This is a genomic window from Brevundimonas sp. (genome assembly GCF_046295595.1).
Lineage (GTDB): Bacteria > Pseudomonadota > Alphaproteobacteria > Caulobacterales > Caulobacteraceae > Brevundimonas.
In genome coordinates this window covers 39,964-65,499 of record NZ_JBKBMX010000013.1, presented here as the reverse complement: position 1 = coordinate 65,499, position 25,536 = coordinate 39,964, and the positions used below count along the sequence as shown (strand labels likewise).

At 66.8% G+C, this 25,536-nt stretch carries 29 protein-coding genes and 1 tRNA gene; 14 read left to right on the top strand and 16 right to left on the bottom strand.

The window, feature by feature from the left end; genetic code table 11:
- Positions 1-37 precede the first annotated feature (37 nt).
- From ACK4JY_RS10160 to ACK4JY_RS10150, 3 genes are all read right to left on the bottom strand, one after another.
- Positions 38-454 (bottom strand): cupin domain-containing protein, encoded by a 417-nt coding sequence (locus tag ACK4JY_RS10160; protein ID WP_409605281.1) that lies wholly within the window; start codon positions 452-454, stop codon positions 38-40.
- Between the two features lie 141 nt (positions 455-595).
- Positions 596-1,426: an alpha/beta fold hydrolase gene (locus tag ACK4JY_RS10155; RefSeq protein WP_409605279.1), complete on the bottom strand. Its 831-nt coding sequence runs from the start codon at positions 1,424-1,426 to the stop codon at positions 596-598.
- Positions 1,427-1,500: 74 nt separating this feature from the next.
- On the bottom strand, positions 1,501-2,280 hold the full coding sequence (locus ACK4JY_RS10150; protein WP_409605277.1) for an alpha/beta fold hydrolase: 780 nt from the start codon (positions 2,278-2,280) through the stop codon (positions 1,501-1,503).
- A 163-nt stretch (positions 2,281-2,443) separates the two neighbouring features.
- Here ACK4JY_RS10150 and ACK4JY_RS10145 point away from each other — a divergent pair, with 163 nt between their 5' ends.
- Positions 2,444-2,902, top strand: coding sequence for a MarR family winged helix-turn-helix transcriptional regulator (locus ACK4JY_RS10145; RefSeq protein WP_409605275.1), 459 nt, complete (start codon positions 2,444-2,446; stop codon positions 2,900-2,902).
- 315 nt (positions 2,903-3,217) lie between these two features.
- On the opposite strand, the gene ACK4JY_RS10140 is transcribed toward ACK4JY_RS10145, so the two are convergent.
- Positions 3,218-3,294, bottom strand: a tRNA-Arg gene (locus ACK4JY_RS10140).
- A 297-nt stretch (positions 3,295-3,591) separates the two neighbouring features.
- Here ACK4JY_RS10140 and ACK4JY_RS10135 point away from each other — a divergent pair.
- Together ACK4JY_RS10135 and ACK4JY_RS10130 are read left to right on the top strand one after the other, a co-directional pair.
- Positions 3,592-6,072, top strand: coding sequence for a helicase-related protein (locus ACK4JY_RS10135; protein WP_409605273.1), 2,481 nt, complete (start codon positions 3,592-3,594; stop codon positions 6,070-6,072).
- A complete protein-coding gene (locus ACK4JY_RS10130) occupies positions 6,069-6,350 on the top strand; it encodes an RNA-binding S4 domain-containing protein (RefSeq protein WP_409605271.1) in 282 nt (93 codons plus the stop codon). Before ACK4JY_RS10135 ends, ACK4JY_RS10130 begins: the two co-directional genes overlap by 4 nt.
- 2 nt (positions 6,351-6,352) lie before the next feature.
- Here ACK4JY_RS10130 and ACK4JY_RS10125 read toward each other — a convergent pair whose 3' ends face one another.
- The gene (locus ACK4JY_RS10125; protein WP_409605269.1) at positions 6,353-6,979 is read right to left on the bottom strand and encodes a YceI family protein; all 627 of its coding nucleotides are present in this window, start codon (positions 6,977-6,979) and stop codon (positions 6,353-6,355) included.
- 177 nt (positions 6,980-7,156) lie between these two features.
- Between ACK4JY_RS10125 and fdxA the strand changes: the two genes are divergently transcribed.
- Together fdxA and ACK4JY_RS10115 are read left to right on the top strand one after the other, a co-directional pair.
- Positions 7,157-7,498, top strand: a complete 342-nt coding sequence (gene fdxA / locus ACK4JY_RS10120) for a ferredoxin FdxA (RefSeq protein ID WP_409605267.1) — start codon at positions 7,157-7,159, stop codon at positions 7,496-7,498.
- 326 nt (positions 7,499-7,824) lie between these two features.
- On the top strand, positions 7,825-8,388 hold the full coding sequence (locus ACK4JY_RS10115; RefSeq protein WP_409605265.1) for a CarD family transcriptional regulator: 564 nt from the start codon (positions 7,825-7,827) through the stop codon (positions 8,386-8,388).
- Between the two features lie 55 nt (positions 8,389-8,443).
- Here the strand turns inward: ACK4JY_RS10115 and ACK4JY_RS10110 are convergent, their stop codons facing one another.
- Together ACK4JY_RS10110 and ACK4JY_RS10105 are read right to left on the bottom strand one after the other, a co-directional pair.
- Entirely contained in the window at positions 8,444-8,827 is a 384-nt protein-coding gene (locus ACK4JY_RS10110) for a c-type cytochrome (protein ID WP_409605263.1), read from the bottom strand.
- A 63-nt stretch (positions 8,828-8,890) separates the two neighbouring features.
- Positions 8,891-9,364 (bottom strand): DUF3617 domain-containing protein, encoded by a 474-nt coding sequence (locus tag ACK4JY_RS10105; protein WP_409605261.1) that lies wholly within the window; start codon positions 9,362-9,364, stop codon positions 8,891-8,893.
- Positions 9,365-9,573: 209 nt separating this feature from the next.
- Here ACK4JY_RS10105 and rpmB point away from each other — a divergent pair, with 209 nt between their 5' ends.
- The 4 genes from rpmB to ACK4JY_RS10085 all read left to right on the top strand — a co-directional run bounded on the left by rpmB (position 9,574) and on the right by ACK4JY_RS10085 (position 13,896).
- Positions 9,574-9,870, top strand: coding sequence for a 50S ribosomal protein L28 (gene rpmB, locus ACK4JY_RS10100; protein WP_409605259.1), 297 nt, complete (start codon positions 9,574-9,576; stop codon positions 9,868-9,870).
- A gap of 113 nt (positions 9,871-9,983) precedes the next feature.
- A complete protein-coding gene (locus ACK4JY_RS10095; protein ID WP_409605257.1) occupies positions 9,984-10,322 on the top strand; it encodes an MmcQ/YjbR family DNA-binding protein in 339 nt (112 codons plus the stop codon).
- A 74-nt stretch (positions 10,323-10,396) separates the two neighbouring features.
- Positions 10,397-12,142: a M1 family metallopeptidase gene (locus ACK4JY_RS10090; RefSeq protein WP_409605255.1), complete on the top strand. Its 1,746-nt coding sequence runs from the start codon at positions 10,397-10,399 to the stop codon at positions 12,140-12,142.
- On the top strand, positions 12,139-13,896 hold the full coding sequence (locus ACK4JY_RS10085) for a M1 family metallopeptidase (RefSeq protein ID WP_409605253.1): 1,758 nt from the start codon (positions 12,139-12,141) through the stop codon (positions 13,894-13,896). The genes ACK4JY_RS10090 and ACK4JY_RS10085 overlap by 4 nt, the downstream gene beginning before the upstream one ends.
- Here the strand turns inward: ACK4JY_RS10085 and ACK4JY_RS10080 are convergent.
- The 5 genes from ACK4JY_RS10080 to ACK4JY_RS10060 all read right to left on the bottom strand — a co-directional run bounded on the left by ACK4JY_RS10080 (position 13,869) and on the right by ACK4JY_RS10060 (position 17,053).
- Positions 13,869-14,645, bottom strand: a complete 777-nt coding sequence (locus ACK4JY_RS10080) for a transglutaminase-like domain-containing protein (RefSeq protein WP_409605251.1) — start codon at positions 14,643-14,645, stop codon at positions 13,869-13,871. The two genes, ACK4JY_RS10085 and ACK4JY_RS10080, sit on opposite strands and share 28 nt — an antisense overlap.
- A 55-nt stretch (positions 14,646-14,700) precedes the next feature.
- On the bottom strand, positions 14,701-14,931 hold the full coding sequence (locus ACK4JY_RS10075; RefSeq protein WP_409605249.1) for a hypothetical protein: 231 nt from the start codon (positions 14,929-14,931) through the stop codon (positions 14,701-14,703).
- A 118-nt stretch (positions 14,932-15,049) separates the two neighbouring features.
- Complete coding sequence (locus ACK4JY_RS10070; RefSeq protein ID WP_409605247.1) at positions 15,050-15,610, bottom strand: HNH endonuclease; 561 nt, start codon at positions 15,608-15,610, stop codon at positions 15,050-15,052.
- A gap of 133 nt (positions 15,611-15,743) precedes the next feature.
- Positions 15,744-16,400, bottom strand: a complete 657-nt coding sequence (locus ACK4JY_RS10065) for a trimeric intracellular cation channel family protein (RefSeq protein ID WP_409605245.1) — start codon at positions 16,398-16,400, stop codon at positions 15,744-15,746.
- Positions 16,397-17,053 (bottom strand): DNA-3-methyladenine glycosylase family protein, encoded by a 657-nt coding sequence (locus ACK4JY_RS10060; protein ID WP_409605306.1) that lies wholly within the window; start codon positions 17,051-17,053, stop codon positions 16,397-16,399. The genes ACK4JY_RS10065 and ACK4JY_RS10060 overlap by 4 nt, the downstream gene beginning before the upstream one ends.
- A 77-nt stretch (positions 17,054-17,130) precedes the next feature.
- Here ACK4JY_RS10060 and gluQRS point away from each other — a divergent pair, with 77 nt between their 5' ends.
- Entirely contained in the window at positions 17,131-17,979 is an 849-nt protein-coding gene (gene gluQRS / locus ACK4JY_RS10055) for a tRNA glutamyl-Q(34) synthetase GluQRS (RefSeq protein WP_409605243.1), read from the top strand.
- Here the strand turns inward: gluQRS and ppk2 are convergent, their stop codons facing one another.
- Positions 17,980-18,729, bottom strand: coding sequence for a polyphosphate kinase 2 (gene ppk2 / locus ACK4JY_RS10050; RefSeq protein ID WP_409605304.1), 750 nt, complete (start codon positions 18,727-18,729; stop codon positions 17,980-17,982).
- Positions 18,730-18,763: 34 nt separating this feature from the next.
- Between ppk2 and ACK4JY_RS10045 the strand changes: the two genes are divergently transcribed.
- Positions 18,764-19,609, top strand: a complete 846-nt coding sequence (locus tag ACK4JY_RS10045; protein WP_409605241.1) for an extensin family protein — start codon at positions 18,764-18,766, stop codon at positions 19,607-19,609.
- Positions 19,610-19,827: 218 nt separating this feature from the next.
- Complete coding sequence (locus ACK4JY_RS10040) at positions 19,828-20,031, top strand: cold-shock protein (protein ID WP_409605239.1); 204 nt, start codon at positions 19,828-19,830, stop codon at positions 20,029-20,031.
- 14 nt (positions 20,032-20,045) lie between these two features.
- On the opposite strand, the gene ACK4JY_RS10035 is transcribed toward ACK4JY_RS10040, so the two are convergent.
- From ACK4JY_RS10035 to ACK4JY_RS10025, 3 genes are all read right to left on the bottom strand, one after another.
- Complete coding sequence (locus ACK4JY_RS10035; protein WP_409605237.1) at positions 20,046-20,957, bottom strand: DMT family transporter; 912 nt, start codon at positions 20,955-20,957, stop codon at positions 20,046-20,048.
- A gap of 206 nt (positions 20,958-21,163) precedes the next feature.
- Positions 21,164-21,709 carry a hypothetical protein gene (locus ACK4JY_RS10030; protein WP_409605235.1) on the bottom strand — a complete coding sequence of 182 codons (546 nt, stop codon included), beginning with the start codon at positions 21,707-21,709 and terminating at the stop codon, positions 21,164-21,166.
- Between the two features lie 225 nt (positions 21,710-21,934).
- Positions 21,935-22,678, bottom strand: a complete 744-nt coding sequence (locus ACK4JY_RS10025; RefSeq protein WP_409605233.1) for a hypothetical protein — start codon at positions 22,676-22,678, stop codon at positions 21,935-21,937.
- A gap of 476 nt (positions 22,679-23,154) precedes the next feature.
- Here ACK4JY_RS10025 and ACK4JY_RS10020 point away from each other — a divergent pair, with 476 nt between their 5' ends.
- Positions 23,155-23,442, top strand: a complete 288-nt coding sequence (locus tag ACK4JY_RS10020; protein WP_409605231.1) for a helix-turn-helix domain-containing protein — start codon at positions 23,155-23,157, stop codon at positions 23,440-23,442.
- A gap of 181 nt (positions 23,443-23,623) precedes the next feature.
- Complete coding sequence (locus ACK4JY_RS10015; RefSeq protein WP_409605229.1) at positions 23,624-25,528, top strand: AAA family ATPase; 1,905 nt, start codon at positions 23,624-23,626, stop codon at positions 25,526-25,528.
- The last annotated feature ends 8 nt before the right edge of the window (positions 25,529-25,536 follow it).

Here is a 25,536-nt window from a genome sequence, read left to right as displayed (position 1 = left end):
CATTACAAGCCGGGCGAAACCGCCATCTGCCCGGAACCTACCAGGACCCTGTCACTTCCGGGGCCGGCGCGACGAGAGGCTCGTGTTTCCTGACGATGTAGGTCGCCAGCTCGGCGCCGTTGACGTCTCCCGGGTTGCGCGCCCGGTGCGCCACGCTGGACGGCACGAACAGAACCTCACCGGCTCGAAGCGTGACAGGACTCCGCCCCTCAAGCTGATATTCCAGCGTGCCCTCGAGGACGTAGATGACCTCCTCGCCCGGGTGGCGGTGCCAGTTCGCCGTGGAACCGGGCGCGATGTCGATGCGGGCCTGCACTGTCTCATGACCCGCCACGGACAGATCATGCCGCTGGAGGTCGGTCCGGGTGACGCCGGGTTGCTGCTGGGCCGACGCCACAAGCGGCGCCGAACCGAGGAGGGCGGTTGCGAGGGCGATGCCGAGAATTTCGTACATGGTGGTTCTTTCCAGTCTGGAGCGCTTCGTGCGCCCGGTGGACCGCCGGGGTCTATATGGCGGCTGAACAGGTCGATTTATGGTTCAAAGTCGTGACGACTGGTGACCGCCGGGCGGGGCGCCAGTCGACCCCTGAAGACGTCAGGCTCTGAGGAAGTCCAGGATGTCAGCGGAGAGCTGACTCTTGTGGGTGTCGGTGATGCCGTGCGGCGCCCCGGCGTAGACCTTGAGTTCGGCGTGGGGGACCAGCTTCTTGGCGGCTCGCCCGGCGGCGTCGATCGGCACAATCTGATCGTCGTCGCCGTGCACGATGAGGGTCGGACGATCGAACTTCTTCAGGTCCTCGGTGAAATCGGTCTCAGAGAAGGCCTTGATGGAAGCATAGGTGTTCTTGTGGCCGCCCGTCATGCCCTGCAGCCAGAAGGAGTCGATCATGCCCTGGGACGCGGTCGCGCCGGGGCGGTTGAAGCCAAAGAAGGGGCCGGACGCGATGTCCTGATACAGCTTCGACCTGTCCGCCAGGCTGGCAGCCCGGAGCTCATCGAACGCCGCTATGGGCAGCCCGCCGGGATTTGCGGGGGTCTGCAGCATGATCGGAGTCACGGCGGAGATCAGGCCGAGGCGCGCCACGCGGGACGTGCCATGGCGGCCGACGTAGCGCGCGATCTCTCCGCCGCCGGTGGAGAAACCAAAAAGCGACACGTCGCGCAGATCAAGCGCCTCAATCAGCTGCGCCAGATCATCGGCATAGTGATCCATGTCGTTGCCGTCCCACGGCTGGCTGGAACGGCCGTGCCCACGCCGGTCATGGGTGATCACGCGGAAGCCCTCGGTGGCCAAGGCGAGAGCCTGGCTTTCCCAGCTGTCGGAGCTTAGAGGCCAGCCGTGGCTGAGGATGACGACCGGACCCGTCTTTGGCCCCCAGTCCTTGTAGTAGATCTCGACGTGATCGCGCGTGGTGATGGTTGTCATGGTCTTACTCCTGCGCCACCCCGTGGCGTAAAGTTGAGCCGGGACGTTCGTGTCCGGCGTGGAAGGAAAACGGGCTACTGCGCGACTTCCGGAGCGGTCGCGGCACCCTTCGCAGCCTGTTCGATCACGTCGGCAACGGCCTTGGGCTGCGTCAGGAAGACAACGTGGCTGCCCCGGACCTCGGTCGTGACGGCGCCGATACGGCGCGCCGTGCTTCGCAACAGTTCTGGTGCGATGGCCCCGTCCTCGGTCGCGACGACATACCAGCTGGGTTTCAAACGCCAGGCCGCAGTCGTGACCTTCGCTTCAAGAGCCCGCATCGCGATCGGAACCTGCGAGTCGCGAAGGAAGGCAGCGTCGTCGCCGGCGTCGGCGGCGAACCCGGCGATGAAGGTGTCCGTATTCAGATAGGCGAAGCCATCGGTTTGGACGTCAGGCTGGAAGTTCGGCGGGGGCGGGATTTCGGCGTATTGGTCGAGCGTCGACTGGCCAATTTCCGGAGCAAAGGCGGCGACGTAGACCAGACCGGCCACGCTGGCATCAGAACCCGCCTCCGTGATGACCGAGCCGCCATATGAGTGTCCGACCAAAATCGAGGGGCCGTTCTGGCGGGCCAGCACCCGGCGGGTCGCGGCGACGTCGTCTTCAAAGGAGGTGAGCGGGTTTTGAACAATGCTGACGCGATAGCCGCGCGAGGTCAGCTCGTCGTAGACGCCGCGCCAGCCGGAGCCGTCGGCGAAAGCGCCGTGGACGAGAACGATATTGCGCACCGCCTCGGCGGGCTCGGCGGGGGCCGGCGCGGTCCCGGTCGCCAAGGCGACGGCGGCGGTGACGGCGGAAATGGTCTTGATCATCGCAGAATATCCTGTGTGAGGCGTCGCCGCCGTTTCCATATCGCGATATTTGTTATCGCCATGCCTTTCTGCCGGAGGCCGTTTAGCTTGTCCAGCAAAATAATTATCGCGCGATCTTTTATCGACAGCGGTATGCGGCTACATGGGTTTCAGGAGGCCTGTCGTGACGAAATCCCCATCCCGCCCGTTGGAGAAACAGCTCTGCTTCTCCGTCTACTCGGCCGCCCTGGCGATCGGCCGCGCTTACAAGCCGCTGCTTGACGACCTGCAACTGACCTATCCGCAGTACCTCGTCCTCAGCGTGTTGTGGGAAAATGGCATCAAGCCGGTAGGAGCGATCGCCGATCAGTTGTCTTTGGAGACGAGCACCCTGACGCCTCTTCTGAAAAGGCTCGAGGCCGGGGGTCTGGTGACCCGCACGCGCAATCCGGAAGATGAGCGACAGGTCCTGATCGACCTGACGCCGGTTGGTCGCGACATGGAGGCAAGGTCGAGATGTCTCAACGAGAAGCTTCTCGAGAACTCGGCGATGACCGTTCGGGATATTGAGGCTCTTAACGACGCCGTGCGTGGGCTTACAGAGGCCCTGGGGCGTGACAAAGCGAAGTCCGCCGGGCGCTAACGCAGTCAAGCTCGGGTCTCAGGGCGCTCGCGTTCGAGCGGCTGGAGCTCGACCGATCAGCCCGGTATCGGAGACCGTCGACGTCCAGACCCCGTAGCAGCGGTAAAAAAATCGCTTCCCTCGCCGCCGCAGGCCTCGCCGCCGCTGAATCGGAGGAGATCACCTGCGTCGCCGGCAAGGAGCAAGCCCTGTTGGCGCGCGAAGACATTGTCCGCACCATCGCCCCCGCTCGCGATTCCCGACGCTGACGCTGAGCCGTTCACGACAGCCTTCACCTGGATTCAGGACAGCCTTAACTTGGCTTAACAAGGAGAGTGGCGACCCCGGAGGGACTCGAACCCCCGACCTCTGCTTTAGGAAAGCCTTGCTCTATCCGGCTGAGCTACGGGGCCTCGCAGCGCTGACCTAGCGGCTGACGCCCCGGCGGGGAAGCGGCGAGATGCGTTTTCCGGGGCGCCGCCCGGCCGGTCCCGCCTGGGCCCGCCGCGGCTACGGTTCGTACTTGTGCTTAAGAGCCGTTAAGATACAATATCTTGGGGTGAACAAATCCCGAATCAGGCCGTGTCGGCGATTCGGTCCTGATTCGTTTCGCCCCTGTTCCGCGAAAACAGCCGCCACCGTTCACACCTCGCTGAAAGCGCATGGCGACGCTTGAGGAACCGGGCCGGAAGCGCCACCTTTTCTCCATCATGAGCGACCGCGGCACAGGACAGGCCCCCTCGCGCGTCGTCGCGGTTCTGGGGCCGACCAACACCGGCAAGACCCATCTGGCGGTCGAGCGGATGCTGGGTCACGCCTCGGGCATGATCGGCCTGCCGCTGCGGCTGCTGGCGCGCGAAATCTACGACCGGATCGTCAAGCGGCGCGGGGCGGCGGCGGTGGCCCTGGTCACCGGCGAGGAGAAGATCGTCCCGCCGCGCGCCGTCTATTTCGTCTGCACCGTCGAGGCCATGCCGATGGAGCGGTCGGTCGAATTCCTCGCCGTCGACGAGATCCAGCTGGTCGCCGACCCGGCGCGCGGCCATGTCTTCACCCAGCGGCTGCTGCACGCGCGCGGCCGGTTCGAGACCATGTTCCTCGGCGCCGGGACCATGGCCCCGCTGATCCGGTCGCTGATCCCCGACGTCGAGATCGTCCAGCGCGAGCGGCTGTCGACCCTCAGCTACGCGGGATCGAAGAAGCTGACCCGCCTGCCCGCCCGCAGCGCCATCGTCGCCTTCAGCACCGACCAGGTCTACGCTATCGCCGAACTGATCCGGCGCCAGAGGGGCGGGGCGGCGGTGGTCATGGGCTCGCTCTCGCCCCGCACCCGCAACGCCCAGGTCGAGCTGTTCCAGTCGGGCGAGGTCGATTTTCTGGTCGCCACCGACGCCATCGGCATGGGGCTGAACATGGAGGTCGACCACGTCGCCTTCGCCGGCCTGAGGAAGTTCGACGGGCGGCGGACGCGCTGGCTGCACGCGCACGAGATCGGCCAGATCGCCGGTCGGGCCGGGCGGCACCTGAGGGACGGCACCTTCGGGGTGACCGGCGAGGCGACCGAGCTGGATCAGGATCTGGTCGAACAGGTGGTCGAGCACCGTTTCGACCCGGTCGAGGCGGCGGAGTGGCGCCATGCCCGGCTGGATTTCGACACCCTGCCCGACCTGCTGCGCTCGCTGACGGTGACGCCGGGCGTGCGCGGCCTGAACCTGACCCAACCGGCGCTGGACGAGACGCTGCTGCGCCGGCTGATCAAGGACGAAGGCGTGGCCCGCGTCGGCCGGTCGCGTGGGGCGATCATGCGGCTGTGGGAGGCCTGCCAGCTGCCCGACTTCCAGAAGACGACGCTGGACGAGCATGCGCGGCTGGCGAAGGAGATATTCGAGGCCCTGACCGGCAAACGCGGCCGGCTGACGGCCGACTGGATCGCGCCGCGCTTCGCCGATCTGGATCGCGACGACGGCCAGATCGACCAGCTGTCGGCGCGGCTGAGCGGGGTGCGGACGCTGAGCTATATCGCCAACCGCCCCGACTGGCTGGACCAGGCGCAGGGCTGGCGCGACCGGACGAAGACGCTGGAGGAGCGGCTCAGCGACGTGCTGCACGAGCGGCTGACCGCCCGCTTCGTCGACCGGCGCACCACCGCCCTGATGCGGGCCCTGAATGTGCGCGAGGACGCGGTCGCCGATGTCGACGCCGAAGGCGCGGTGGTGGTCGAGGGCCACGCCGTCGGCCGGCTGAGCGGCGTCGATTTCCAGATCGACAAGGGCGGCAGCGCGCTGGAGGACCGGGCGCTGCGCCACGCGGCGCGACAGGCGGTGACGCCGGAGATCGCCCGGCGGCTGGGCCGGCTGGCGGCGGACGGCGACGAGGCCTTCGCGGTGACGCCGGACGGGGCGGTGCTGTGGCGCGGGGCGCAGGCGGGTCAGGTCGTCGGCGGCGACTGGTTCACACCACGGGTGCGGCTGCTGGGCGAACTGGGCCCCACTGCGGCGCGGGAACGGGCGCAGCGGCGACTGGAAGCCTGGCTGGCGGCCGAGGCCGGGCGGGCGCTGAAGGCGCTGCGGCGGCTGAAAACGGGGATCGAGAGCGGTGCGCTGAAAGGCCTGCCGCGCGGCATCGCCTTCCGGCTGGTGGAGGCGGGCGGGGTGATCGACCGGCGCGAGGTCGAGCGTGATCTCGCCGCCCTGAGCCAGGTCGAGCGCCGCACCCTGAAGACCTTTGGCGTGCGGATGGGCGCGCATTCGGTTTGGTTGCCCGCGCTGCTGAAGGGGCGAGCCGCGGCGGCAGCCCAGGCCTTCGTGGCGGGAGAGCCGTTCCGGCCCGGCGCCGCGGCCCTGACGCCCCTGCCCCCGGTCGCGCCTTCGGCGCGGCTGCTGTCGGCCTTCGGCCTGCGCGCCGTGGGACGGTTCGCCGTCGGGGTGGAGTGGCTGGAATCGCTGGCCGAGCGGCGGGCCCGGAACCGGGGCGTGCTGGTCGAGACCGATCTTGCCGAACTGGGCCTCACCCTCGATCAGGCCAAGGCGCTGGCGGTCGCCCTCAAATCGACCCGGGCGCAGCAGCCGGACCGGGCGACGCAGGCGGTTCGGCCGGTGAAGGACTCGCCGTTCGCGGCCCTGTCGGCCCTGACCGCGCCGGCGCCCGGCCCGGCGCGCCGCAAACGGCCCCGGCGCAGGAAGCCCGCGTGAACGAGGCGGCCTGCCGAATCGATGTCTGGCTGTGGCGGGCGCGGTTCGCGAAGACGCGGACCTTGGCCGCGACCATGGTCGAGCGGGGCGCGGTGCGGCTGACCCACCAGGGCCGGCAGGCGCGGCTGGACAAGCCCAGCCGCTGCGTCCACGTCGGCGACGGTCTGGTCTTCGCCATGGGCGGCCGGGTCATCGATCTGACGGTCACAGCCATGGGCGAGCGGCGCGGACCCCCGGCGGAGGCCCGCGCCCTGTATCAGCTCGTCGATGGCGGCTGAGACTATTCCTGCAGGACGAACTCGCCCTCGATATGCAGTTCGACCTCATCGGAGACGGCCGGGATGGCGAAATTGACGCCGAACTCCGAGCGTTTGATGGTCGCCTCGCCGTCGAAGCCGACCTTGTAGCCGCCGCCCATCGCCGGGCCGGCCTGGTTGAATTCGACCTCCATGGTCACCGGTCGGGTGACGCCGCGCAGGGTCAGGTCGCCGACGACGGTGGCCTCGGTCGGATCCTCGGCGTCGACCGTCACCGAACGCGAGACGAAGGTCGCGGTCGGATGGTTGGCGGTGTCGAAGAAGTCCGGCGTCTGCAGGTGGGCCTTGAGGCCGTCGGAGTTGGGCGCCACGTCGGTCAGCGGGATGGTGGCGGTCAGGGTCGAGGCCGAAGGGTTGGCCGGGTCGAGGTTCAGCGTCGCCTCGACGTTCACGAACTGGCCGTAGTAGGTCGAGAAGCCGAGGTGATCGACCGACCAGGTGATCTTGCCGTGGCTGGAATCCAGCGCATAGGCGCCGGCGCGGACTTCGGACGGGGTCTGGGTCAGGGCGGCCTGGGCGACCACCGCGCCGCCGGCCATCAGGGTGAGGGCGGCCGCGGCGGCGATGACGGTTCTGGACATGAGACGCATGGAGAATTCCTCTGAAAGCGGGGCGATCTGCAATCGCACTTGATACAGATAAGGCGTGGGACGCGGGTAACAACCCCACCGCTTCGATGCGTCACGTCCGCCCACCGAGTTGACAGGCGCGGCCCTGGGGGTCATCTGCGCAGCCCGTCCCCGGAACCGTGATCGCTCCTTCGCTCCATGACCTACATCGTCACCGACGCCTGCGTGAAATGTAAGTTCATGGACTGCGTCGAGGTCTGTCCGGTCGACTGCTTCTATGAGGGCGAGAATTTCCTCGTCATCGCGCCCGACGAGTGCATCGACTGCGGCGTCTGCGAACCGGAATGCCCGGTCGACGCGATCAAGCCGGACACCGAGGACGAGCCCGACGGCAAATGGCTGATGGTCAACGCCGAATACGCCAAGACCTGGCCGAACATCACGGTCAAGGGGACGCCGCCCGCGGACGCCGAAGCGTTCGAGCGCGAGACCGGCAAGTTCGAGAAATACTTCTCGCCCAACCCCGGCAAGGGGTCCTGACCGCATATTGGCCCGCGGGACCGCGCGCCGAGAGCGATCTGGAGAGGATTTACAACCTTCCGTGCGCTGACGCTGTGGACGTTTTGAAATTCCGCAGATTTGTGATAGGTTACTGTCATTGGGTCGGGCGGTCTGCGATTTCTTCGCGCCGCCCGCGTTTGCGACAGAATCCCGCCCATGCAGGCGGGATCGGCCAGAGGTTTGGTGATCCGTTTCCGTTTTGACGACTGACACTGTTCGAACCGACGGCCTCTCCGCCGCCGGACGATGTGCTGTCGTCATTTCGTTTTCGTCCCACCCGATCTCCGCGCCGTGAAAGGAATGACATGACGAACAAGACCGGTCTGGAATTCAAGGTTGGCGACGCGGTCGTCTATCCGGCGCACGGCGTCGGCAAGGTCGCGGCGGTCGAGACCCAGGAAGTCGCGGGCATGTCCCTCGAGGTCTATGTCGTGACCTTCGACCATGAGAAGATGACCCTGCGCGTCCCGACCAAGAAGGCCAAGACCGCCGGCCTGCGTTCGCTGGCCGCCGACGACGTCGTCACCAAGGCCCTGACCACGCTGAAGGGTCGCGCCCGCATCAAGCGCACCATGTGGTCGCGTCGCGCGCAGGAATACGAAGCCAAGATCAACTCGGGCGACCTGATCTCGATCGCCGAGGTTGTTCGCGACCTGCACCGCGCCGACAGCCAGCCGGAACAGTCCTATTCGGAGCGTCAGCTCTATGAATCGGCGCTGGACCGGATGGCCCGCGAGGTCGCCGCCGCCAACCGCATCGACAAGGAGGCGGCCGTCGAGCTGCTCGGCAAGTCGCTGAGCGCCAAGAAGGCCGTCATCGCCGCCGCCGAAGCCGCCGAAGCCGAGGCCGAGGAAGCCGAAGCGGCCTGATTCGCGACGCATCGCTGAATGACGAGAAAGGCCCGGGATCGCTCCCGGGCCTTTTTCAGTTGGCGCCGCCGCCGCCCGTGCCGGAGACGGATTCGAGGTAAACGATGATGTTGGCGACCTCGTTCGCCTCCAGCTCGATCTGCGGCATGGCGGGATGCGCCGTCACCAGTCCCTCCGCCAGGGCCTCCTGCAGGTCGCGCACGGGGTAGGTCCGGCCCATCTCACGGAAGGGCGGGGCCGCCTTCATCGGACTTTCGCCGGTTGACTCGACCGCGTGACAGCCGGCGCACTTCTGCCGGACCAGGTTTCCGCCCAACGACGCCGAGCCGACGGGGGAGGCGTAGGCCGGACCGGGGGGCGGCGCGCCGTTGTCATCCGTCGCACACCCGGCCACCGCGAACGCCAGCAGTCCCGTGACGCATATGGCTGTGATTTTCATATCGGCCTCCTCCGGTAGTGAACGCCGGAGCCGGCCTGCCCGCCATGATCCTGATCAAACGCCTCAGAAATACTCGGCGTTGGCCGGGCATTGGGCCGCGAGGCGGCGGGCGGTGATGCTGGCCGGCAGATAGGGCGTGCCCCGCGCGAGCTGGGCTCCGCCGCGGAAGCTGAAGCTCTCGGACAGATAGGTCCCGTTCAGGCGGATATTGACGCGCCGGCCCTTGCGGTCCTCGCAGACCCCTTCGAACCGGGCGTTGCCATTGCCAACCTGGCGCACCGGATAGGTGCACTGCCAGCGCCGGGTCGAGAGGCCGCCGAAGAAGCGGTTGATCTCACTCGGGCGGACGCATTTGGTTTCGGTGTCGCGCACGCCGACGGCGCTGGTGGTGTATTCCCAATAGCCGGGCAGCACCGTGTCCGCGCTGGCCTGTGCCCTCATCGCGGCGTGAGGGGTGACGGGGGCGGCGAGCAACAGGGCGCCCGCGATGACGGGCGCGGCGGTGGCGACGACGCGGACGAGGGCGGAAGACTTCATGGCGGTCCCGGAGCTGAACATCGGTCTCATGGGTAGGTGAGATATATGGCGCCAATTGAACGGCGGCTGAACGGCGCGGTCGCGCGGCCGAGTCTTGACGGGACGACGACTCCTCCTCTATACGCCCCCCTCTCGCGCGGGATGACCTCCCGCGCGCACCTGTTTCATGCGTCCGCTTCGTATTGCGGACCGCTCCGAAGGATAGTCAGATGTCGCGTCGCTGCGAACTCACCGGTATCGGCCCCATGGTCGGCCACAGCGTGAGCCACTCGAACATCAAGACCAAGCGTCGGTTCCTGCCGTCGCTGAAGACGGTCAAGGTGGCCTCGGAGGCCCTCGGTCAGTCCTTCTCGCTGCGTATCTCGAACGCCGCCCTGCGCACCCTCGACTACAAGGGCGGTCTCGACCCGTTCATCGTCAAGGCCAAGGACGAGCAGCTGTCGATCGCGGCCCAGCGCATCAAGCGCCAGGTCAAGGCCAAGCTGGCCGAGCAAGCCGCCGCCTGATCGGCGACGACAACCAGATCTGAAAAGGCCGGTGGAAACGCCGGCCTTTTTCTTTGCCCGCGATCCCGTTCTCTGGTCACTCTGACCCGGGGACGCGGAAAGGGGCCCTCATCATGACCCGGGACGAGATGTTCGCCTACGCCCTGACCCAGCCCGGGGCCGAGGATTCGACCCTGCACGGGGGTCGCTGCATCCGGGTGCGCGGCCACTGGATCGTCAACGCCAATCAGGATCCCGACGCCCTCGCCCTGGCGCTGGACCACGGCACGGTGGCATTTCTGATGGAGACCGAGCCGGGGACCTATTTCCAGACGCCCCATTTCGAAGGCTGGCCGGCAGTCCTGGTGCGGTTCGCGGCCGCCGATGACGACCCGCTGAAGGAGCAGATCGACAGGGCTTGGGCGCGCCGGGCGACGAAGGCGCAGCGGCGGGCGCGCGGCCTGGAAGGCTAACATTACAGCAAGTTCATTTGTCGGCCCGGCCCCTTCCCCTACCGTTCGCCGACAACGGAAAAAGGGGTGAGGCCATGCGGAAAACCTTCGCGCGAACCATATTGATGACCAGCGTCGTGGCGCTGATGGCCACCGGCGCGGCCGCCCAGGACCGAAACGCGGAGGGGGGACCGGAATCCTCCGCCTTCACCCTCGAAACCGACCAGCAGCGCACCCCCGAGCAGGAAGCCGTGCGGTTCGACAAGGCCGATGTGTCGATCACCGTCCTGCCCGAAGACAAGGCCATCCGCGGCGTGGGCATACTGGACTTCACCGTCCTGGCCCCGATCAACGCCCTGGTGGTCGAGCTTGACGCCCTTTTCGACGTCTCCGACGTGCAGGTCGACGGCCAGGCCATCCCCCGCGATCGATGGAGCAATCCGGAAGGCCGCATGACCATCCAGCTTCCGCGCACCCTGGCCGCGGGCGAGCGGACCTCGCTGCGGATCGCCTACGGCGGCCAACCGCGCACGGCGCGCCGGGCCCCGTGGAACGGCGGCTTCGTCTGGTCCACCGCGCCCGGCGGCGAACCGTGGATCGCGACGGCGGTTCAGCTTGAGGGCTGCGACCTGATCTTCCCCTGCATCGACAACTCGAACGCCGAGCCCGGCCAGGTGGATCTGCATGTCACCGTGCCGTCTGACCTGTCGGCTCCGGGGCCCGGCGTCTCCCAGGGGAAGACCGACAACGGCGACGGCACCACGACCTGGAACTGGAGCATCAAGAACCCCAACATCTATGCGGTGAACATCAACGTCGGCCCCTTCGAGGAGGTCACCGCCGACTACCGCAGCCGGTTCGGCAACGTCATTCCGATGCATTTCTGGCACCTGAAGTCGGACAAGCCCGAGGACGTGCAACGCCTGTTCGCCGAATTCCCGCAGATGCTCGACTTTTTCGAAGCCACCGTCGGACCCTACCCGTTCGGCGACGAGAAGATGGGCGTCGTCGAGACCCCGCACCTGGGCATGGAGCACCAGACGCTGAACGCCTACGGCAACAACTACGAGATCGACGCCCGCGGCTATGACTGGTTGCTGCAGCACGAGTTCGCCCACGAATGGTTCGCCAATCAGCTGACCAACTGGAACGCGGACGACATGTGGCTGCACGAAGGGCTGGGCAGCTATATGCAGCCGCTCTACGCCCGTTGGCTGCGCGGCGAACGCTATATGCACCGTGAACTGGCCGACCAGCGCGACGGGCTGATGAACCGCGCGCCGGTGGTGTCGCGGACGCCGATGACGGTCGACGACGTCTACAACCGGCCGACCGGTCCGGGCGGCGACATCTACGCCAAGGGGTCGGTGATCGCGCACACCCTGCGGATGACCCTCGGCGACAAGGACTTCTTCGAGGCCCTGCGCATCCTCGTCTACGGCCGCCCCGATCCGGCCCCGGGCAATTTCCGCCCCATGATCCGCTCCACCCCCGAGTACAACCGGATCGTCAACGAGGTGACCGGGCGGAACTACGACTGGTTCTTTAACGCCTACCTGTACGAGGCCGCGCTGCCGGTTCTGAAGCAGACCCGCGACGGCGATCGGCTGAACCTCGAGTGGTCGACGCCGGCCGGGGCCTTCCCGATGCCGCTGGAGGTCGAGGTCGACGGACAGGTGCAGGTGGTGGAGATGCGCGACGGCCGCGGCTTCATTGACGCCCGCCCCGGCGCGGTCGTCATCGTCGACCCCGAGAACAAGGTCCTGCGCCAATTGGACGAGGTCGACCGTCTGCATGCTTATCGGCAGGCGCAGAGGGAACAGCGGCAGGCGGCGCAATGAGAGCCCGGCTGAAACGGGCTGGCGCGCCCGCGGTCCTGATGGCCGCGACGGTCGCCCTGGCCGCGGCCGGCGCCCAGGCCCAGGAGGGCGCCGCGCCGGCGCGCGAATCCACGCCCTTCACCCTGGCCTCTGACCAGCCGCGTACGCCGGAACAGCTGGCGGTGACCTTCGACAAGGCCGATCTGTCGATCAAGGTGATCCCCGACGAGAAGGCGATCGACGCCGTGGCCGTGCTCGACTTCACCGCCACCGCCCCGATCCGCCGGCTGGCGGTCGAGCTGGACACCCTGCTGACCATCTCCGAGATCGCCGTGGACGGCGTCGGGGTTCCCACCGACCGCTGGTCCAACCCCGAGGGGCGGCTGACGGTCGAACTGGCCGCGCCCCTCGCCGCCGGCGAGACGGCGCAGTTGCGGATCGCCTACGCCGGCCAGCCGCGGGTGGCCCCGAACTCGCCGTGGGACGGCGGATTCCAGTGGGCCACGGCGCCGTCCGGGGAACCGTGGATCGCCACCGCCGTCCAGGGCGAGGGCTGCGACCTCTTCTGGCCCTGTATCGACCACCCACTGGCCGAGCCGACCCGGGTCGACCTGCATATCACCGTGCCGTCCAACCTGTCCGCGCCGTCGAACGGCCGTTTCCTCGGCAAACAGGATCACGGCGACGGCTGGACCACCTGGAATTGGTCGGCGAGCCAGCCCAACACCTACGCCATCGCTCTCAGCATCGGCCCCTATGCCGAGCGCACGGCGCAGTACCGCAGCCGCTTCGGCAACACCTTCCCGATGACCTTCTGGCATCTGGCGACCGACGATCCGGCCAAGGTCGACGCCCTGTTCGCCCAGTTCGCGCCGATGCTCGACTTCTTCGAGGCGACCGTCGGCCCCTATCCGTTCGCCGACGAGAAGATGGGCGTGGTCGAGACCCCGCACCTGGGCATGGAGCACCAGACGATCAACGCCTATGGCAACGGCTACAAGCTGGACGGCCGCGGCTTCGATTGGCTGCTGCACCACGAGCTTTCGCATGAGTGGTTCGGCAACCAGCTGACCAACCGCAACGCCGACGACATGTGGCTGCATGAGGGTCTGGGCAGCTATATGCAGCCGCTTTACGACCGCTGGCTCAATGGCGAGGCGTGGATGCAGGCCTCGCTGGTCGGTCAGCGGAAGGGTCTGCGCAACCGGTTCCCGGTGGTCTCGGGCACGGAGAAGACCGAGGACGAGGTCTATAACGGCGACATCGGGCCCGGAAACGACATCTATTCCAAGGGCTCCCTGATCGCCCACAGCCTGCGCATGCTGATCGGCGACGAGGCCTTCTTCCGATCGGTCACCCGGCTGGTCTACGGCACGGCGACGCCGCGTCCGGGCGGCTTCCAGCCGCGCTACGGTGCGACCGAGGAATTCCGCGCCATCGCCAGCGAGGAGGCCGGGCGGGACCTGACCTGGTTCTTCCGCGGCTATCTGTACCAAGCCGAATTGCCCGATCTGCGTCAGACCCGTGCGAACGGGGAACTGGTCCTCGAGTGGGTCACCAGCGACGGCGGGGCCTTCCCGATGCCGGTCGAGGTCAAGATCGACGGCCGCCGGGAGACCGTGCCCATGACCGGGAGCCAGGGCCGGCTCGCCGTGCCGGACGGCGCGCATGTTCTGGTCGACCCGGAGAACAAGGTGCTGCGCCGCCTCGATTTCATCGAAACCTGGCGGGCGGCGGCCAGACCCCCTCAGGCTGCCTCGGCCGTCACGGACTGACGCACAAGTTCGCAGCGCCCCTGGGTCGTCAGGAAGGCGATGTCGGCGGCGTCGCGGCCGCAGGCAATGCGCACCAGACCCTCGACCGGGGCGAGGCCAGTCGGATCGACCAGCCACCAGCCGTCCGAGAGCCAGACCTCGAAGATGGCGTGGAAGTCCGGCGGGTTCAGCTGGTGCGCGTAGGCGCTGACGGCGCGGGCCGGAATGCCTGACGCGCGGCACAGTGTGATGCCCATGTGGGTGAAGTCGCGGCACACACCCGCGCGGTCGATGAAGGTGCGGGCAGCCGTGGTCTCGCTGTCCGAGACGCCCGGCTCATAGTCGATCTCGGCCTTGATCCAGTCGAGGATCTTCAGCACCCGATCACCACCAACCGTGCCGCCGAAGGTGCGTTCGGCGAAGCGGCCGAACTGGTCCGACGGGCAGTAGCGGCTGGCGTTGAGGTAGGGCAGGACTTCGGCCGGGAGTTCGTTCCAGTCGTGTTGGATCGTGACCGGCGGCAGCCCCTTGAGCGTACCGTTGTCGACCAGCGCCTCATAGGTCAGCGTGACCTCGCCGGACAGGTGGGCGCGGAGAGTGCGGGCCCCGAACTCCTCGTCCTGGCTCTCGATGAAATCGACCGTGGGCGTCGTTGAGAGACGCTCCTCCAGGATGGCCTGGCCCGGCCAGTGCGCCACCTGAATCTTGTAGATCGCATCGGTAGGGGGATCGAAGCGGTAGACCAGTTCTGCGCGGACACGAATCTTCATGGAGCCGGACTGAACCGACCCCATGAGTTCGTCAACGCTTCAGGCGGAAGGTGAATCAATCGCTTTCGGAGTCGTCGTCCGACACGACGACCACGGCGGCGGCGATGACGCCGGCGATGGCGAGAAGGCCGATCACCGGGATTCCGGCGAACTCGGCTGAACTTTCCGCTTGAGCGCCGACGCGGTCACCCACGCGGGCCGAGGCCGAGCTGGAGGGCGCAGTGGCCGCGGCCTGACCGGCGATCAGCAGCAAACCAGCGGTCACCGCAGTGATTGTTTTCTTCATGGTATCTCTCCTGATTACCTGGGAAATACATCGCGTCAGCCGGTACTTGGTTCCGTATCGCGGCGCTTCAGGGCGTGGGCACAACCGTGCCCGATCGCGGCGGTCAGCCCGACATCAATCAGGGCTCCAGTTCGATGTCCCAATACAGGTAGTCGAGCCAGCTCTGGTGCAGATAGTGCGGCGGGAACCGGCGGCCGAATTCCTGGAGCTGCCAGGCGCTCGGCCGATGCGGCGCGCGGCGCATCGGCATGCCCGCCTGATGCGGCGTGCGCCCGCCCTTCCTGAGGTTGCAGGGGCTACAGGCGGCGACGATATTCTCCCAGGTGGTCCGTCCGCCGTGGCTGCGCGGGATCACGTGATCGAAGGTCAGCTCGGTCGTGGCGCTGCAATACTGGCAGGCGAAACCGTCGCGCAGGAAGACGTTGAAGCGGGTGAAGGCGGGCTGCCGGTCCTGATCGACATAGTTCTTCAGCGCGATGACGCTGGGCAGGACGATCTCCATCGACGGGCTGCGCACGACCTTGTCATAGGTCGAGACCACGTCGACGCGGTCCTGGTACACGGCCTTGACCACTTCCTCCCACGGCCAGATCGACAGCGGATAGTAGGACAGCGGGCGAAAGTCGGCGTTCAGCACCAGCGCGGGCCAGCCGGACGGAGGACGGCTCAGGACCTGCATCAGGCCCTCGCCGTGCAGACGGAGAGGATGGACGCAACCGGACTGAAGACACGTCTCCTTTCCTGACTATGGACGGAATCCTACGCCTGATTCGACGCCTTGGCGATGACGGCGCCGCGACGGTTTGGCGACGTCAGGCGCGCGCCGCTCCACCCGGAAAGGACGGCAGGCTCCAGCCCCAGATGAGGGCGCCGGCCCTTAGCGCGAAGCCGCATGGAGCGGCGATCAGGGCAGCCTCGAGATTGGAGAGGCCGACCGCCTTGAGGGCCACATAGGCCGTGGCGGCCAGGATCGCGGCGGTGATCGTGATCTCCCGCCGCAACAGGATCGACGGCTGGCCCGCCAGCAGATCACGCACCACGCCGCCGAAACAGGCGGTGACGGCGCCCATGACGATGCAGATCAGCGGCGCGGCGCCGAGGGCCTCGGCCTTCGCCGCGCCCAGCACGCCGTAGGCGGCGAGGCCGAGCGCATCGAGCCACAGCAGGGCCCGGAACCGCCAGTCGCGCTGGCCCACGAACCAGACGACGACGGCGGCGGCGAGACAGATCGCGATGTAGCGCCAGTCCTGGACCCAAAACACGGGAGCGTCGAGCAACAGGTCGCGCAGCGTCCCCCCGCCGACCCCGGTGATGGCGGCGAAGAAGCCGAGGGTGACGAGATCATGCTTCTGGCGCGCGGCTGCGAGGGCTCCCGTCGCCCCAAACACGGCCACGCCCGCATAGTCCAGCGCGAACAAGGTCGGCAGGATCGGTTCGGACAGGGCTTCCAGGGTCGGCGCGTCGATCACGGATGCGGTTCCTCCAGCGCGACCTCGCCGCGCCTGACCGCTCCATACCATCCCCACAGCAGATGCGCCGCAATGCTGCGATGGGGCCGCCAGGCCTCGGCCCGGACATAGGCCGCCTTTTCACGCGGACGCAGTTCGGCGCCGTCGGCCCAGCGCATCGCCTCCTGCAGGGCGATGTCACCGGCGGGGAAAATGTCCCGGCGGCCTTCGCAGAACATCAGAAAGGTCTCGGCCGTCCATCTGCCGACGCCCTTGATCGCGGTCAGCCGCGCCCCTGCCTCCTCGTCCGAAAGACTCTCCAGATGGTCGAAGTCGATGCGGCCCTCGACATGGGCGCGGGCGATCTCGTGGCCGTAGGTCGCCTTCTGGATCGACAGGCCGAAGCTCCGCAGCGTCTCAATGTCTGTGGCCAGGGTCCGTTCGGGCGTGACCTCCCCGCCCAACCCGGCCTCGACCCGGGTCCAGATGGCGGCGGCCGAGGCGATCGAGACCTGCTGGTCGACGATCATGTGGAACAGGCCCTCGAACCCGCCCACGCGACGGCGCCACTCAAAGGCCGGCGTCTGGGCATGGGCCCGCGCCAGCCGGGGATCGAGCTCCACCACCGTCCGGCGCGCCGCCTCGATGTCGTCCAGCCAGTAGGGGGTCTGCATCACGCGACCGTAGCGCTCGGCCCGCGCACGACAAGCGGCGGTATGGGATCGCGTCCGCTTGCCGCTATTCTGCGGCGATGTTCGTCACCCGCTTCGCCCCCTCGCCGACCGGCCGCCTGCATCGGGGCCACGCCTTCTCGGCCCTGACGGCGTGGCGGGCGGCCCGGGAGACGGGCGGCCGCTTCCTCCTGCGTATCGAGGACATCGACCCGACCCGCTGCCGCCCGGCGTTCGACGCCGGCATCCTCGAGGACCTCGACTGGCTCGGCGTCGACTGGGAAGAGCCCGTGCGGCGCCAGTCCCTCCATCTCGACGACTACGCCGCCGTCGTCGGCGATCTGCGGGGCCGGGACCTGCTGTACCGCTGTTTTCGCACCCGCAAGGAGATCCTCGACGCCATCGGCGATGCGCCGCACGGGACGGCGGAGGCCGTCCGGCCGGGCCCTCATCCGGCGGAGGAGGAGGCGCGCCTGCTGGCGGAGGGCAGACCCTTCGCCTGGCGATTGTCGCTCGACCGCGCGCGCGATACGCTGGGCGGCGAGGTCTGGGACCGGCTGGGCTTCGTCGAGGCGGGCGCCGGACCGGCGGGCGAGACCGGCCTGATCCGCGCGCGTCCCGAAACCGCCGGAGACGTGGTGCTCGCGCGCAAGGACGCGGGCACCGCCTATCATCTGGCCGTGACCCACGATGACGCCCTGCAAGGCGTGACCGATGTCATTCGCGGCGAGGACCTGTTCGAGGCGACGCACATCCAGGTGCTGATCCAGGCCCTGATGGGCTGGCCGACGCCGGTGTATCGGCACCACCGCCTGCTGACGGGACCGGACGGGCGGCGGTACGCCAAGCGGGACGGCTCGGTGACGCTGGCGCAGCTGAGGGCGGAGGGCGTCACGCCGGAGAGTCTGCGGGCCGGGCTGGGTTTCTGATCAGACGGCGAGCCGGCCCTCCGATTTCGCGGCGGGGAAGACGACGTCGGGATCGGGCTTGTCGGCCGCCGCGCCGGGGCCGCCGATGGTGCGCAGGATGTGGCGGATGATGTTCAGCCGCGCCGTCTTCTTGTGGTCGGTGGCGACGACCGTCCACGGGGCCGTGCGATGGTCGGTCTGGTCCAGCATGCGGTCGCGGGCGGCGCTGTAGTCGTCCCAACGGTCCTGGGCCTCGGCGTCGAGCGACGACACCTTGAACCGCTTCAACGGGTCCGACATGCGCGCCTCCAGCCGTTCGGCCTGTTCGGCCTTGGAGATGTCCAGCCACAGCTTGATGATGTTGATCCCGCCGTCGGCCAGCATCCGCTCGAAATGCGGCGCGTCCTTGAGGAACTGGGCGTAGTGGCCGGACTCGCAGAAGCCCATGACCCGCTCGACCCCGGCGCGGTTGTACCAGGAGCGGTTGAACAGCACGGTCTCGCCCTCGGCCGGCAGGTGGGGGACGTAGCGCTGGAAATACCACTGGCCGGTCTCGCGCTCGGTCGGCTTGGGCAGGGCGATGACGCGCGTCTGACGCAGGGCCATGTGTTCGGTGATGCGCTTGATGGCACCGTCCTTGCCCGCCGAGTCGCGGCCCTCGAAGACGATGACCGTCTTGATTCCCTTGTCGATGGTCCACGCCTGGGTCTCGACCAGCAGGATCTGCAGTCGCACCAGTTCGGCTTCGTACTCTTCGGTTGTCTTGCCCATGGCGCCACCGTGCGCCCGCCGGGCGGGTACGGCAATGTCGAAGGCCCGGATCGACATCGCCGCCTCCACCGGCCCGCGGCGCATTGCGTTCGCCGCCCGGCGCCGTAAGGCTGGGTCGGGCATGAAACGCGACTTCGCCGACTTCTGGAATCTGCTGTGGGAGGCGACGCTCGGCGTCTGCGCCGCCTTCGCCCTGCTCAACGCCTTCGCCCCGTCGCAGGACCTGCCGTGGAAGCCGCTGGACCTGAGCCAGCCGATCGGCACGGCCACGGCGGCCAAGGTGGCCGATTTCGAACTGGCTCGCAGCGCCGCTCCGGAAGAGACCACCGCCGTCACCGACGCCTGCATGCAGACGCTGCGCGAGGCCGGCGTCACCGTCGAACGGGCCGAGGACCGGGACGACGGCGGCTTCTGCATCGTGCGCGGAGCCGTCCGCATCACCGGCGGGGCCGTCACCCCCCTGCCCGGCAACCCCATCATGCAGTGCCCGCTGGCGGTGCGATACGTCATCTGGGACCGCCAGGTGCTGCAGCCGGCGGCCGAGGCGGCGTTCGGCAGCCGGGTGGCGCGGATGGACAGCGTCGGCACCTATGCCTGCCGCCGGATCTATGGCCAGACCGACCCGAACGCCAATCCCAGCGAACATGCGCGGGCCAATGCGCTGGACCTCGGCGGCATGACGCTGGAGGACGGGCGCAAGGTGTCGGTGCTGGCCGACTGGGACGGGACCGGGCCGCGCGGGGCCGAGGGCCAGGGCTTCCTGAAGCGGGTCCGCGACGGGGCCTGCCGGGTGTTCTCGACCGTTCTGACCCCGGACTATAACGAGGCGCACCGCGACCACCTGCATCTGGACGGGGCCTCGCGCGGCCTGTGCGCCTGACGGTTCGGATAATGGCCGTTGACGACGTTCCCCCGCCGGGCGAATCGGTTTGCGGTTGACCGCTTCGGCTTTTTTGGGAGAGAAATAGCCCCGCAGTCCGGATTTCGCGCGGCCTCCACACCCGTGCCCGCTCCTTCGCTGAATGAGCTCGTCCAGATGGGCTGTCGGGCGTCCCCGCGGGGGCGTCTGCCTGGAAAAGCGCGTTCAGGAGACGCATTATGGCGACCGGCACGGTCAAGTGGTTCAACCCGACGAAGGGTTTCGGCTTCATCCAGCCCGATGGCGGCGGTCAGGACGTGTTCGTTCACGTCACCGCCGTGCAGAAGGCGGGCCTGCAAGGCCTCGATGAAAACGCCAAGGTCGAATACGAGCTGGAATCCCAGCGCGGCAAGACCTCGGCCATCGATCTGAAGCTGCTCTGAATCGACTGACATAATCACGGGACGGGCGCGGCGGCTTCGGCTTCCGCGCCTTTCTTTTTGAGTGAAGCCCACTGGGCCAATACGACCCCGGCCAGCAGAGCCGCCGCGCCGGCCAGCTGCACCGCCGTCATGGTCTCGGCGAACAGCAGCCAGCCGAGGCCGGCGGCGACCACCGGCTGGATCAGCACCGTCACCGCCGTCAGGGCCGCCGGCAGCCGGCCCAGCGACCAGGCCACCCCGCCCTGGCCGACCACATGCACGACCCCGAGCCCGGCGCAGGCCAGCCAGCCGCCCGTCGACGCCGGGGCCAGAGGCTCGCCCAGGGCCAGCGACACGGCCAGCAGCAGCGGCGCCCCCAGCGCCGTCGCCCACAGCATGATCCGCCCCGCCGAAACTCGCCCGCGCAACGCCTTCACGGTCAGGAAATAGCCGGCGTACCAGAGCGCCGTCACCGCCGCGAAGAGGTCGCCCAGCCGCGGGTTCGAGCCCTGTCGCCCGTCCGCCCCGGCCGACATGGTCCACGCCCCGGCCAAAGCCAGAACCAGGGCCGCGAGGAACAGGGCGCGCGGCCGCTCGCGGAACATCAGCCAGGCGGCGGCCGTCACCACGATCGGCGTCAGATTGGTCAGGACGGTGGCGTTGGCGACCGAGGTGAAGACGATCGAATAGTGCCAGAAGCTGAGGTCCAGGACGAAGAACAGCGCCGCCAGCGCCATCAGCGGCGAGGGCTTTCCGGGCCCGCCCTCGCCCGCCGCCTGACCGGGTCGCGCAACCAGCAGTCCCAGCAGCGGCAGGGCGAAGGCGAAGCGCCAGAACCCCGCCGCCGCCGGCCCCGTATCGGCCAGCCGCACGAGGATCGGCGCGAGGCCCAGCACGGCGGCCGAGGCGAGGAGGATCAGCAGGGCGGCGGTGCGGGAGGGGGGCATGGAAGCCGTATAGCCGGGCCCGGGCGCGCGGGGGAGCGGCGGCGTTCTCCCTCCCCGTCCCGGGGAGGGATGTCGGCGCAAAGCGACGACAGGGTGGGGGCGGCCCGGCGAGCGGGAACACCGGCGCCCGGGTCGCGCGGCAGCCCCCACCCGGCGTCGCCTTCGGCTCCGCCACCCTCCCCGGGACGGGGAGGGAGAGCCAAGCCCTAGGGCCAATCCTCCGCCACCCCGGCCGGCAGTCCCGCATCCTCGCGCCACGCCCCGCGATTGGCGTGCAGCGTCACCCCGTCCAGCCACATCAGCGGCTCCAGCCGCCCGTCCTCGTTCCACATCTTCCCGGTCCAGCCGTACCGCCGCGCCCAGTCCCGGTCCCGCGCCGCCGTCTCCGGCGTCAGATGCGCCTCGCGCCACGCCAGCACGAACCCCAGATGCCACAGCGGAACCGCCTCCAGCGCCCCGCCCGCCATCGCCTCGGCCAGTTTGGTCGCCACCGCCCGCGTCTCGCCCAGCCGGAATTCGAACGCGTCGCGCTGCTTCTCCGCGAACCGCTCCCACCCCTCGACCGGCTCCGGCGTCGGGTCCGGTTTGGGAACCCGCTCCCAGCTCTCCTCGGCCCGCCGCCGCCACAGATTGGCCAGCCCGACGTCGTAGCGCTTGGCCAGCGACGCCCCGGTCGCGCCCTGCTCCCAGGCGCGCCGGATCTCGGCCCAGTATTCGTCGGATCGGAGGCGGGGCGGGTCGCGTTCGTACATGGGCGCAGAATAAACCTGCGTTACGTCAAAGTCGGACGTGGCCGCGAACGCGAACCCTCTCCCATTGGGAGAGGGCTTGAGCGCACGGCGGCGCAGCCGTCGTTCTGGCGCTCAAGGGTGAGGGTCGACCGCCGGGGGGCGGCTTCGCCGCTTCGCCCAGCCGACCCTCATCCGACGGGGCTCCGCCCCGCCACCTTCTCCCAATGGGAGAAGGGACCGCCGATACTACCCGAACCGCCCCGCCAGCAGGCCGATGGCCAGCACCGGCAGCAGGCCGACCGTGCCCGCGAACCACAGGGCGATCGACAGGGCCACGGCCTTGCCGAACCCCGCCGCCGGCGCCCGCCACCAGCGCCCGGCCCCCATGCGCAGGAAGGTGACGATGCCGACCAGGATCAGCGCGAGGCCGAGGGCCTGGCCGACCGGGTCAGTGCTGAACGACCACCAGGCGAACGGCAGGATCGGCACGGTCCAGGCGCAGAGGTAGGCGAAGGCGGCGCGGAAACCGCGCCGCCAGCCGAGCGTCTCCGGATCCCACCAGCGCAGCAGCGGCGCCGCGACACAGGCGTAGGCGACGGACACAAGCGGCACGAGGACGAGGGTCATCCAGCCGTCGGCGTCGGCGAGGAAGCCGTCGCGGCTCTTGCCCGAGGCCTCGATCAGCGGCTGCAGATACAGGTCCGGCACGCCGGCGAGCATCAGGGTGGTCCCGCCGCGCAGGAACAGGATCAGCATCAGTATGGCGTTGAGGCCGAGGTACAGCCGCAGCGGCCGGGCGTAATGGCCGCCGCCGCTCGGCCCGGCGGTCATCCACGCCTCGAGCACGTGGCGCGGCCGCAGCAGCAGGTCGCGCATGGTGACCAGCTCGCGCGCGCCGAAGCCGAGGGCGTCCTCGGACAGGTCGTTGAGCGCCGCTGGCCGGGCGGCGGAGGCCGGGGGCGCGGGCGCCGGGTCGTGCGGTTCGGTCATGTGCGTGGGGTCCCCTTGTGGGGGAGGATGGCATGGGGGGAGGCGGGGTGGCCAGAGCGTAGAGGGCCGGGTGCTGCGAGGTGGCGATCCCTTCTCCCCTTGAGGGAGAAGGTGGCCCGGAGGGCCGGATGAGGGGTCTGCTTCCACGCCCCGGCTGCCCGGTGATCAGCGGCTTCCCGGACGCATGGGCAGCTCACCCCTCATCCGAGCGGCTTCGCCGCCCACCTTCTCCCTCAAGGGGAGAAGGAAGCGCGCGCCTGCCCCCGCTTTCGTCATCCTCCGGCGAGCGCAGCGAAACCGGGGGACCCAGCGGCGCCGAAGGCGAACTGTTCAGGCAGGCTGTCGTCAGCAGCGGCGCTTCCGACAGTTTCGCGCTATCGCGCGCCGCTGGGTCCCCCGGTCTGCGCCGCGAAGGCGCGGCTTGCCGGAGGATGACGAAAGCATCTCGGGGGCATCTTTTATGGTACGCTCTCGGCATGCCCTTCCGCGACCCGTCCGACCTCGACACCCTGGACGACTTCCTCGACGAGGAAGGCATCCGCGAAGAGGTCACCCTGCGCGCCATCAAGAGCGTGATCGCGCTCCAACTGCGTCAGGCCATGACCGAGCGGAAGATGACCCTGTCCGCCATGGCCGCCGAAATGGACACCAGCCGGGCGCAGCTGAACCGGGTGCTGGACCTGGAGGAATTCAATGTGACGCTGGAGACGTTGAGCCGCGCCGCGAAGGTGGTGGGACGGGAGCTGAAGGTGGAGTTGGTTTAGACCGCCTGCTCAGCGCTAACCACCTCCACCCTGCACGACGCTCGCGGCACCATGCCCACACGGCGCGATGTCACTAGCTAGGTGAGCTGGTAGCTGCATCGCCGGCCGCAGCGCTACGATCGGCTTCCCATCCGTTGACTAACCGCAATCTCCGATAGAATGTCCTCGGTGGGAGGCACAAATGAAATATACAAAATTTAGGATACAGAAATTCAAAGGAATTTCTGATGCAACGGTGCACCTGAGTCCTCAGGGCAATAACGTATTCACGCTCATTGGTTTAAATGAAAGCGGCAAAACTTCGATACTTGAGGCCATAAGCGCGTTCAAGCCAGACCGCGATTACGACAATCTTGTAGGAAAGATCCCTTCTTCAGAGGCTCACACTACTTTTATACCTAAGCCTTTCCAATCAAATTTCACCGACAAAACGACTATTACCGCCACTATCGAGCTAAGCGAAGCCGATCTAGATAAACTTATCAGGAACGTAGAGCAAAAACATAAGGTTATACTAGAGAAAAAGTCTATACCAAATCCGATTCAAATATCTCGAGTATATAAATTTGAGGATTCCGAGTTTAAGGGCTCGAACTATTTGATTTCGATGACCCCGAGAGCTAAGGCTGGCGGAGAGCGAAAATATCGCGACATGGAGTTTCCTCACGCGATCTGGCATGCAGTCGCGGATGGATTCACGTCTGAACTCCCCAATATTCTTTATTTTCCAACGTTTTTGTTTTCCCTTCCTTCTCGGATAATACTTAATCCTTCAGAACCGGAAACAAACACAAATAGGATCTATAGGAAAATACTTGACGATGTAGCCGCCTCTCTTCCGAACAGCCTCAACATTCAAAAGCACGTCGTTGAGCGAATTATCGGCAAGGTGTCAAAGACAGAAAAATCATCAGGCGTTCCGACGGTCGTCTTGGGCAACAATCGTCAGCTTCAGGCCGCCGCCGCTCTAAACGACATATCGGTCCACATCTCTGAGACCGTTTTCGACGAATGGCAGAAAGTGCTGGGAAGCAATGTCTCAGGACGAGAGCTTTCACTTCAGCCAGGCATAGAAATAGCCACCGACAGCTCTCCACAAGTTTTTGTTCAGTTTATGATGAAAGACGGCGCTCACAGCTACGACATTTCTGAACGATCTCTCGGGTTTAGATGGTTTTTCTCATTTCTTCTATTTACTCTATATCGGTCCATCGGCGCTACTCAGGGTCAGACGCTATTCCTGCTTGATGAACCGGCCTCAAATCTTCATGCGAGAGCACAAGCGCAGCTCTTAGAGAGCTTCCCTAAAATCGCGAGTGGCGGAAATGCGCTTATCTACTCCACTCATAGTCACTACATGGTAGAACCTTCTTGGCTGGAGCAGACTTCGATCATATCGAACAGTGCAATAGAGCGGGCGGAAGCGGCCAATTCCGGTCCGCTTAAGAAATCTAATCCGACAGAGATTTCCGCCACTAGATATCGCCGCTTTGTTGGAGAAAATCCCGACAAAATCACCTACTTTTTGCCCGTTCTGGACCAACTCGATTATGCTCCCAGCCGGTTGGAACTGACCCATCCGTCAATGCTTGTTGAAGGTAAGGGCGACTATGCAATACTTGAGTACGTTAAGAAGGTCGTGCTCGAAATTGGAGACGAGGTTCGAATTGTTCCCACACGGGGCGCTACGGGGATGGACGATCTGATCGGTCTCTTCCTCGGTTGGGGCGTGCGTTTCTGTATCTGCCTAGATGCGGACAAGGAGGGAAAGGCCGCCAAGGCGCGGTACATAAAAGAATGGGGTCTAGATCCTCAGAAGGTATTCACATTCTATGACATTGACAATTGTCTAGATGGCCAGAGTATCGAGGGACTACTCGATGATGGCGACATCGCAAGAATGACGTCTTTCTATGGTAACCCAGAAAAGCTTACAAAAGAAATGAAGCGAATGTACTTCTCAGAGCTTTTAGCTCGGAAGGAAAAGATTGAAATATCGCACGATTTGAGCGATCGTGTTCGGCTGATAGTTGATCGGGCATCTGCCGAGCTAGGCGCCAACCCAAAAGACTTGGCTATGGACTAACGATCGTC

Coding starts and splice junctions, on each gene's coding strand:
- ACK4JY_RS10160 (WP_409605281.1), bottom strand. CDS start 454: ATGTACGAAATTCTCGGCATCGCCCTCGCAACCGCCCTCCTCGGTTCG.
- ACK4JY_RS10155 (WP_409605279.1), bottom strand. CDS start 1,426: ATGACAACCATCACCACGCGCGATCACGTCGAGATCTACTACAAGGAC.
- ACK4JY_RS10150 (WP_409605277.1), bottom strand. CDS start 2,280: ATGATCAAGACCATTTCCGCCGTCACCGCCGCCGTCGCCTTGGCGACC.
- ACK4JY_RS10135 (WP_409605273.1), top strand. CDS start 3,592: ATGAGCGACCGCGGCACAGGACAGGCCCCCTCGCGCGTCGTCGCGGTT.
- ACK4JY_RS10125 (WP_409605269.1), bottom strand. CDS start 6,979: ATGCGTCTCATGTCCAGAACCGTCATCGCCGCCGCGGCCGCCCTCACC.
- fdxA (WP_409605267.1), top strand. CDS start 7,157: ATGACCTACATCGTCACCGACGCCTGCGTGAAATGTAAGTTCATGGAC.
- ACK4JY_RS10115 (WP_409605265.1), top strand. CDS start 7,825: ATGACGAACAAGACCGGTCTGGAATTCAAGGTTGGCGACGCGGTCGTC.
- ACK4JY_RS10110 (WP_409605263.1), bottom strand. CDS start 8,827: ATGAAAATCACAGCCATATGCGTCACGGGACTGCTGGCGTTCGCGGTG.
- ACK4JY_RS10105 (WP_409605261.1), bottom strand. CDS start 9,364: ATGAAGTCTTCCGCCCTCGTCCGCGTCGTCGCCACCGCCGCGCCCGTC.
- rpmB (WP_409605259.1), top strand. CDS start 9,574: ATGTCGCGTCGCTGCGAACTCACCGGTATCGGCCCCATGGTCGGCCAC.
- ACK4JY_RS10095 (WP_409605257.1), top strand. CDS start 9,984: ATGACCCGGGACGAGATGTTCGCCTACGCCCTGACCCAGCCCGGGGCC.
- ACK4JY_RS10090 (WP_409605255.1), top strand. CDS start 10,397: ATGCGGAAAACCTTCGCGCGAACCATATTGATGACCAGCGTCGTGGCG.
- ACK4JY_RS10085 (WP_409605253.1), top strand. CDS start 12,139: ATGAGAGCCCGGCTGAAACGGGCTGGCGCGCCCGCGGTCCTGATGGCC.
- ACK4JY_RS10080 (WP_409605251.1), bottom strand. CDS start 14,645: ATGAAGATTCGTGTCCGCGCAGAACTGGTCTACCGCTTCGATCCCCCT.
- ACK4JY_RS10075 (WP_409605249.1), bottom strand. CDS start 14,931: ATGAAGAAAACAATCACTGCGGTGACCGCTGGTTTGCTGCTGATCGCC.
- ACK4JY_RS10070 (WP_409605247.1), bottom strand. CDS start 15,610: ATGCAGGTCCTGAGCCGTCCTCCGTCCGGCTGGCCCGCGCTGGTGCTG.
- ACK4JY_RS10060 (WP_409605306.1), bottom strand. CDS start 17,053: ATGCAGACCCCCTACTGGCTGGACGACATCGAGGCGGCGCGCCGGACG.
- gluQRS (WP_409605243.1), top strand. CDS start 17,131: ATGTTCGTCACCCGCTTCGCCCCCTCGCCGACCGGCCGCCTGCATCGG.
- ppk2 (WP_409605304.1), bottom strand. CDS start 18,729: ATGGGCAAGACAACCGAAGAGTACGAAGCCGAACTGGTGCGACTGCAG.
- ACK4JY_RS10045 (WP_409605241.1), top strand. CDS start 18,764: ATGTCGAAGGCCCGGATCGACATCGCCGCCTCCACCGGCCCGCGGCGC.
- ACK4JY_RS10040 (WP_409605239.1), top strand. CDS start 19,828: ATGGCGACCGGCACGGTCAAGTGGTTCAACCCGACGAAGGGTTTCGGC.
- ACK4JY_RS10035 (WP_409605237.1), bottom strand. CDS start 20,957: ATGCCCCCCTCCCGCACCGCCGCCCTGCTGATCCTCCTCGCCTCGGCC.
- ACK4JY_RS10030 (WP_409605235.1), bottom strand. CDS start 21,709: ATGTACGAACGCGACCCGCCCCGCCTCCGATCCGACGAATACTGGGCC.
- ACK4JY_RS10025 (WP_409605233.1), bottom strand. CDS start 22,678: ATGACCGAACCGCACGACCCGGCGCCCGCGCCCCCGGCCTCCGCCGCC.
- ACK4JY_RS10020 (WP_409605231.1), top strand. CDS start 23,155: ATGCCCTTCCGCGACCCGTCCGACCTCGACACCCTGGACGACTTCCTC.
- ACK4JY_RS10015 (WP_409605229.1), top strand. CDS start 23,624: ATGAAATATACAAAATTTAGGATACAGAAATTCAAAGGAATTTCTGAT.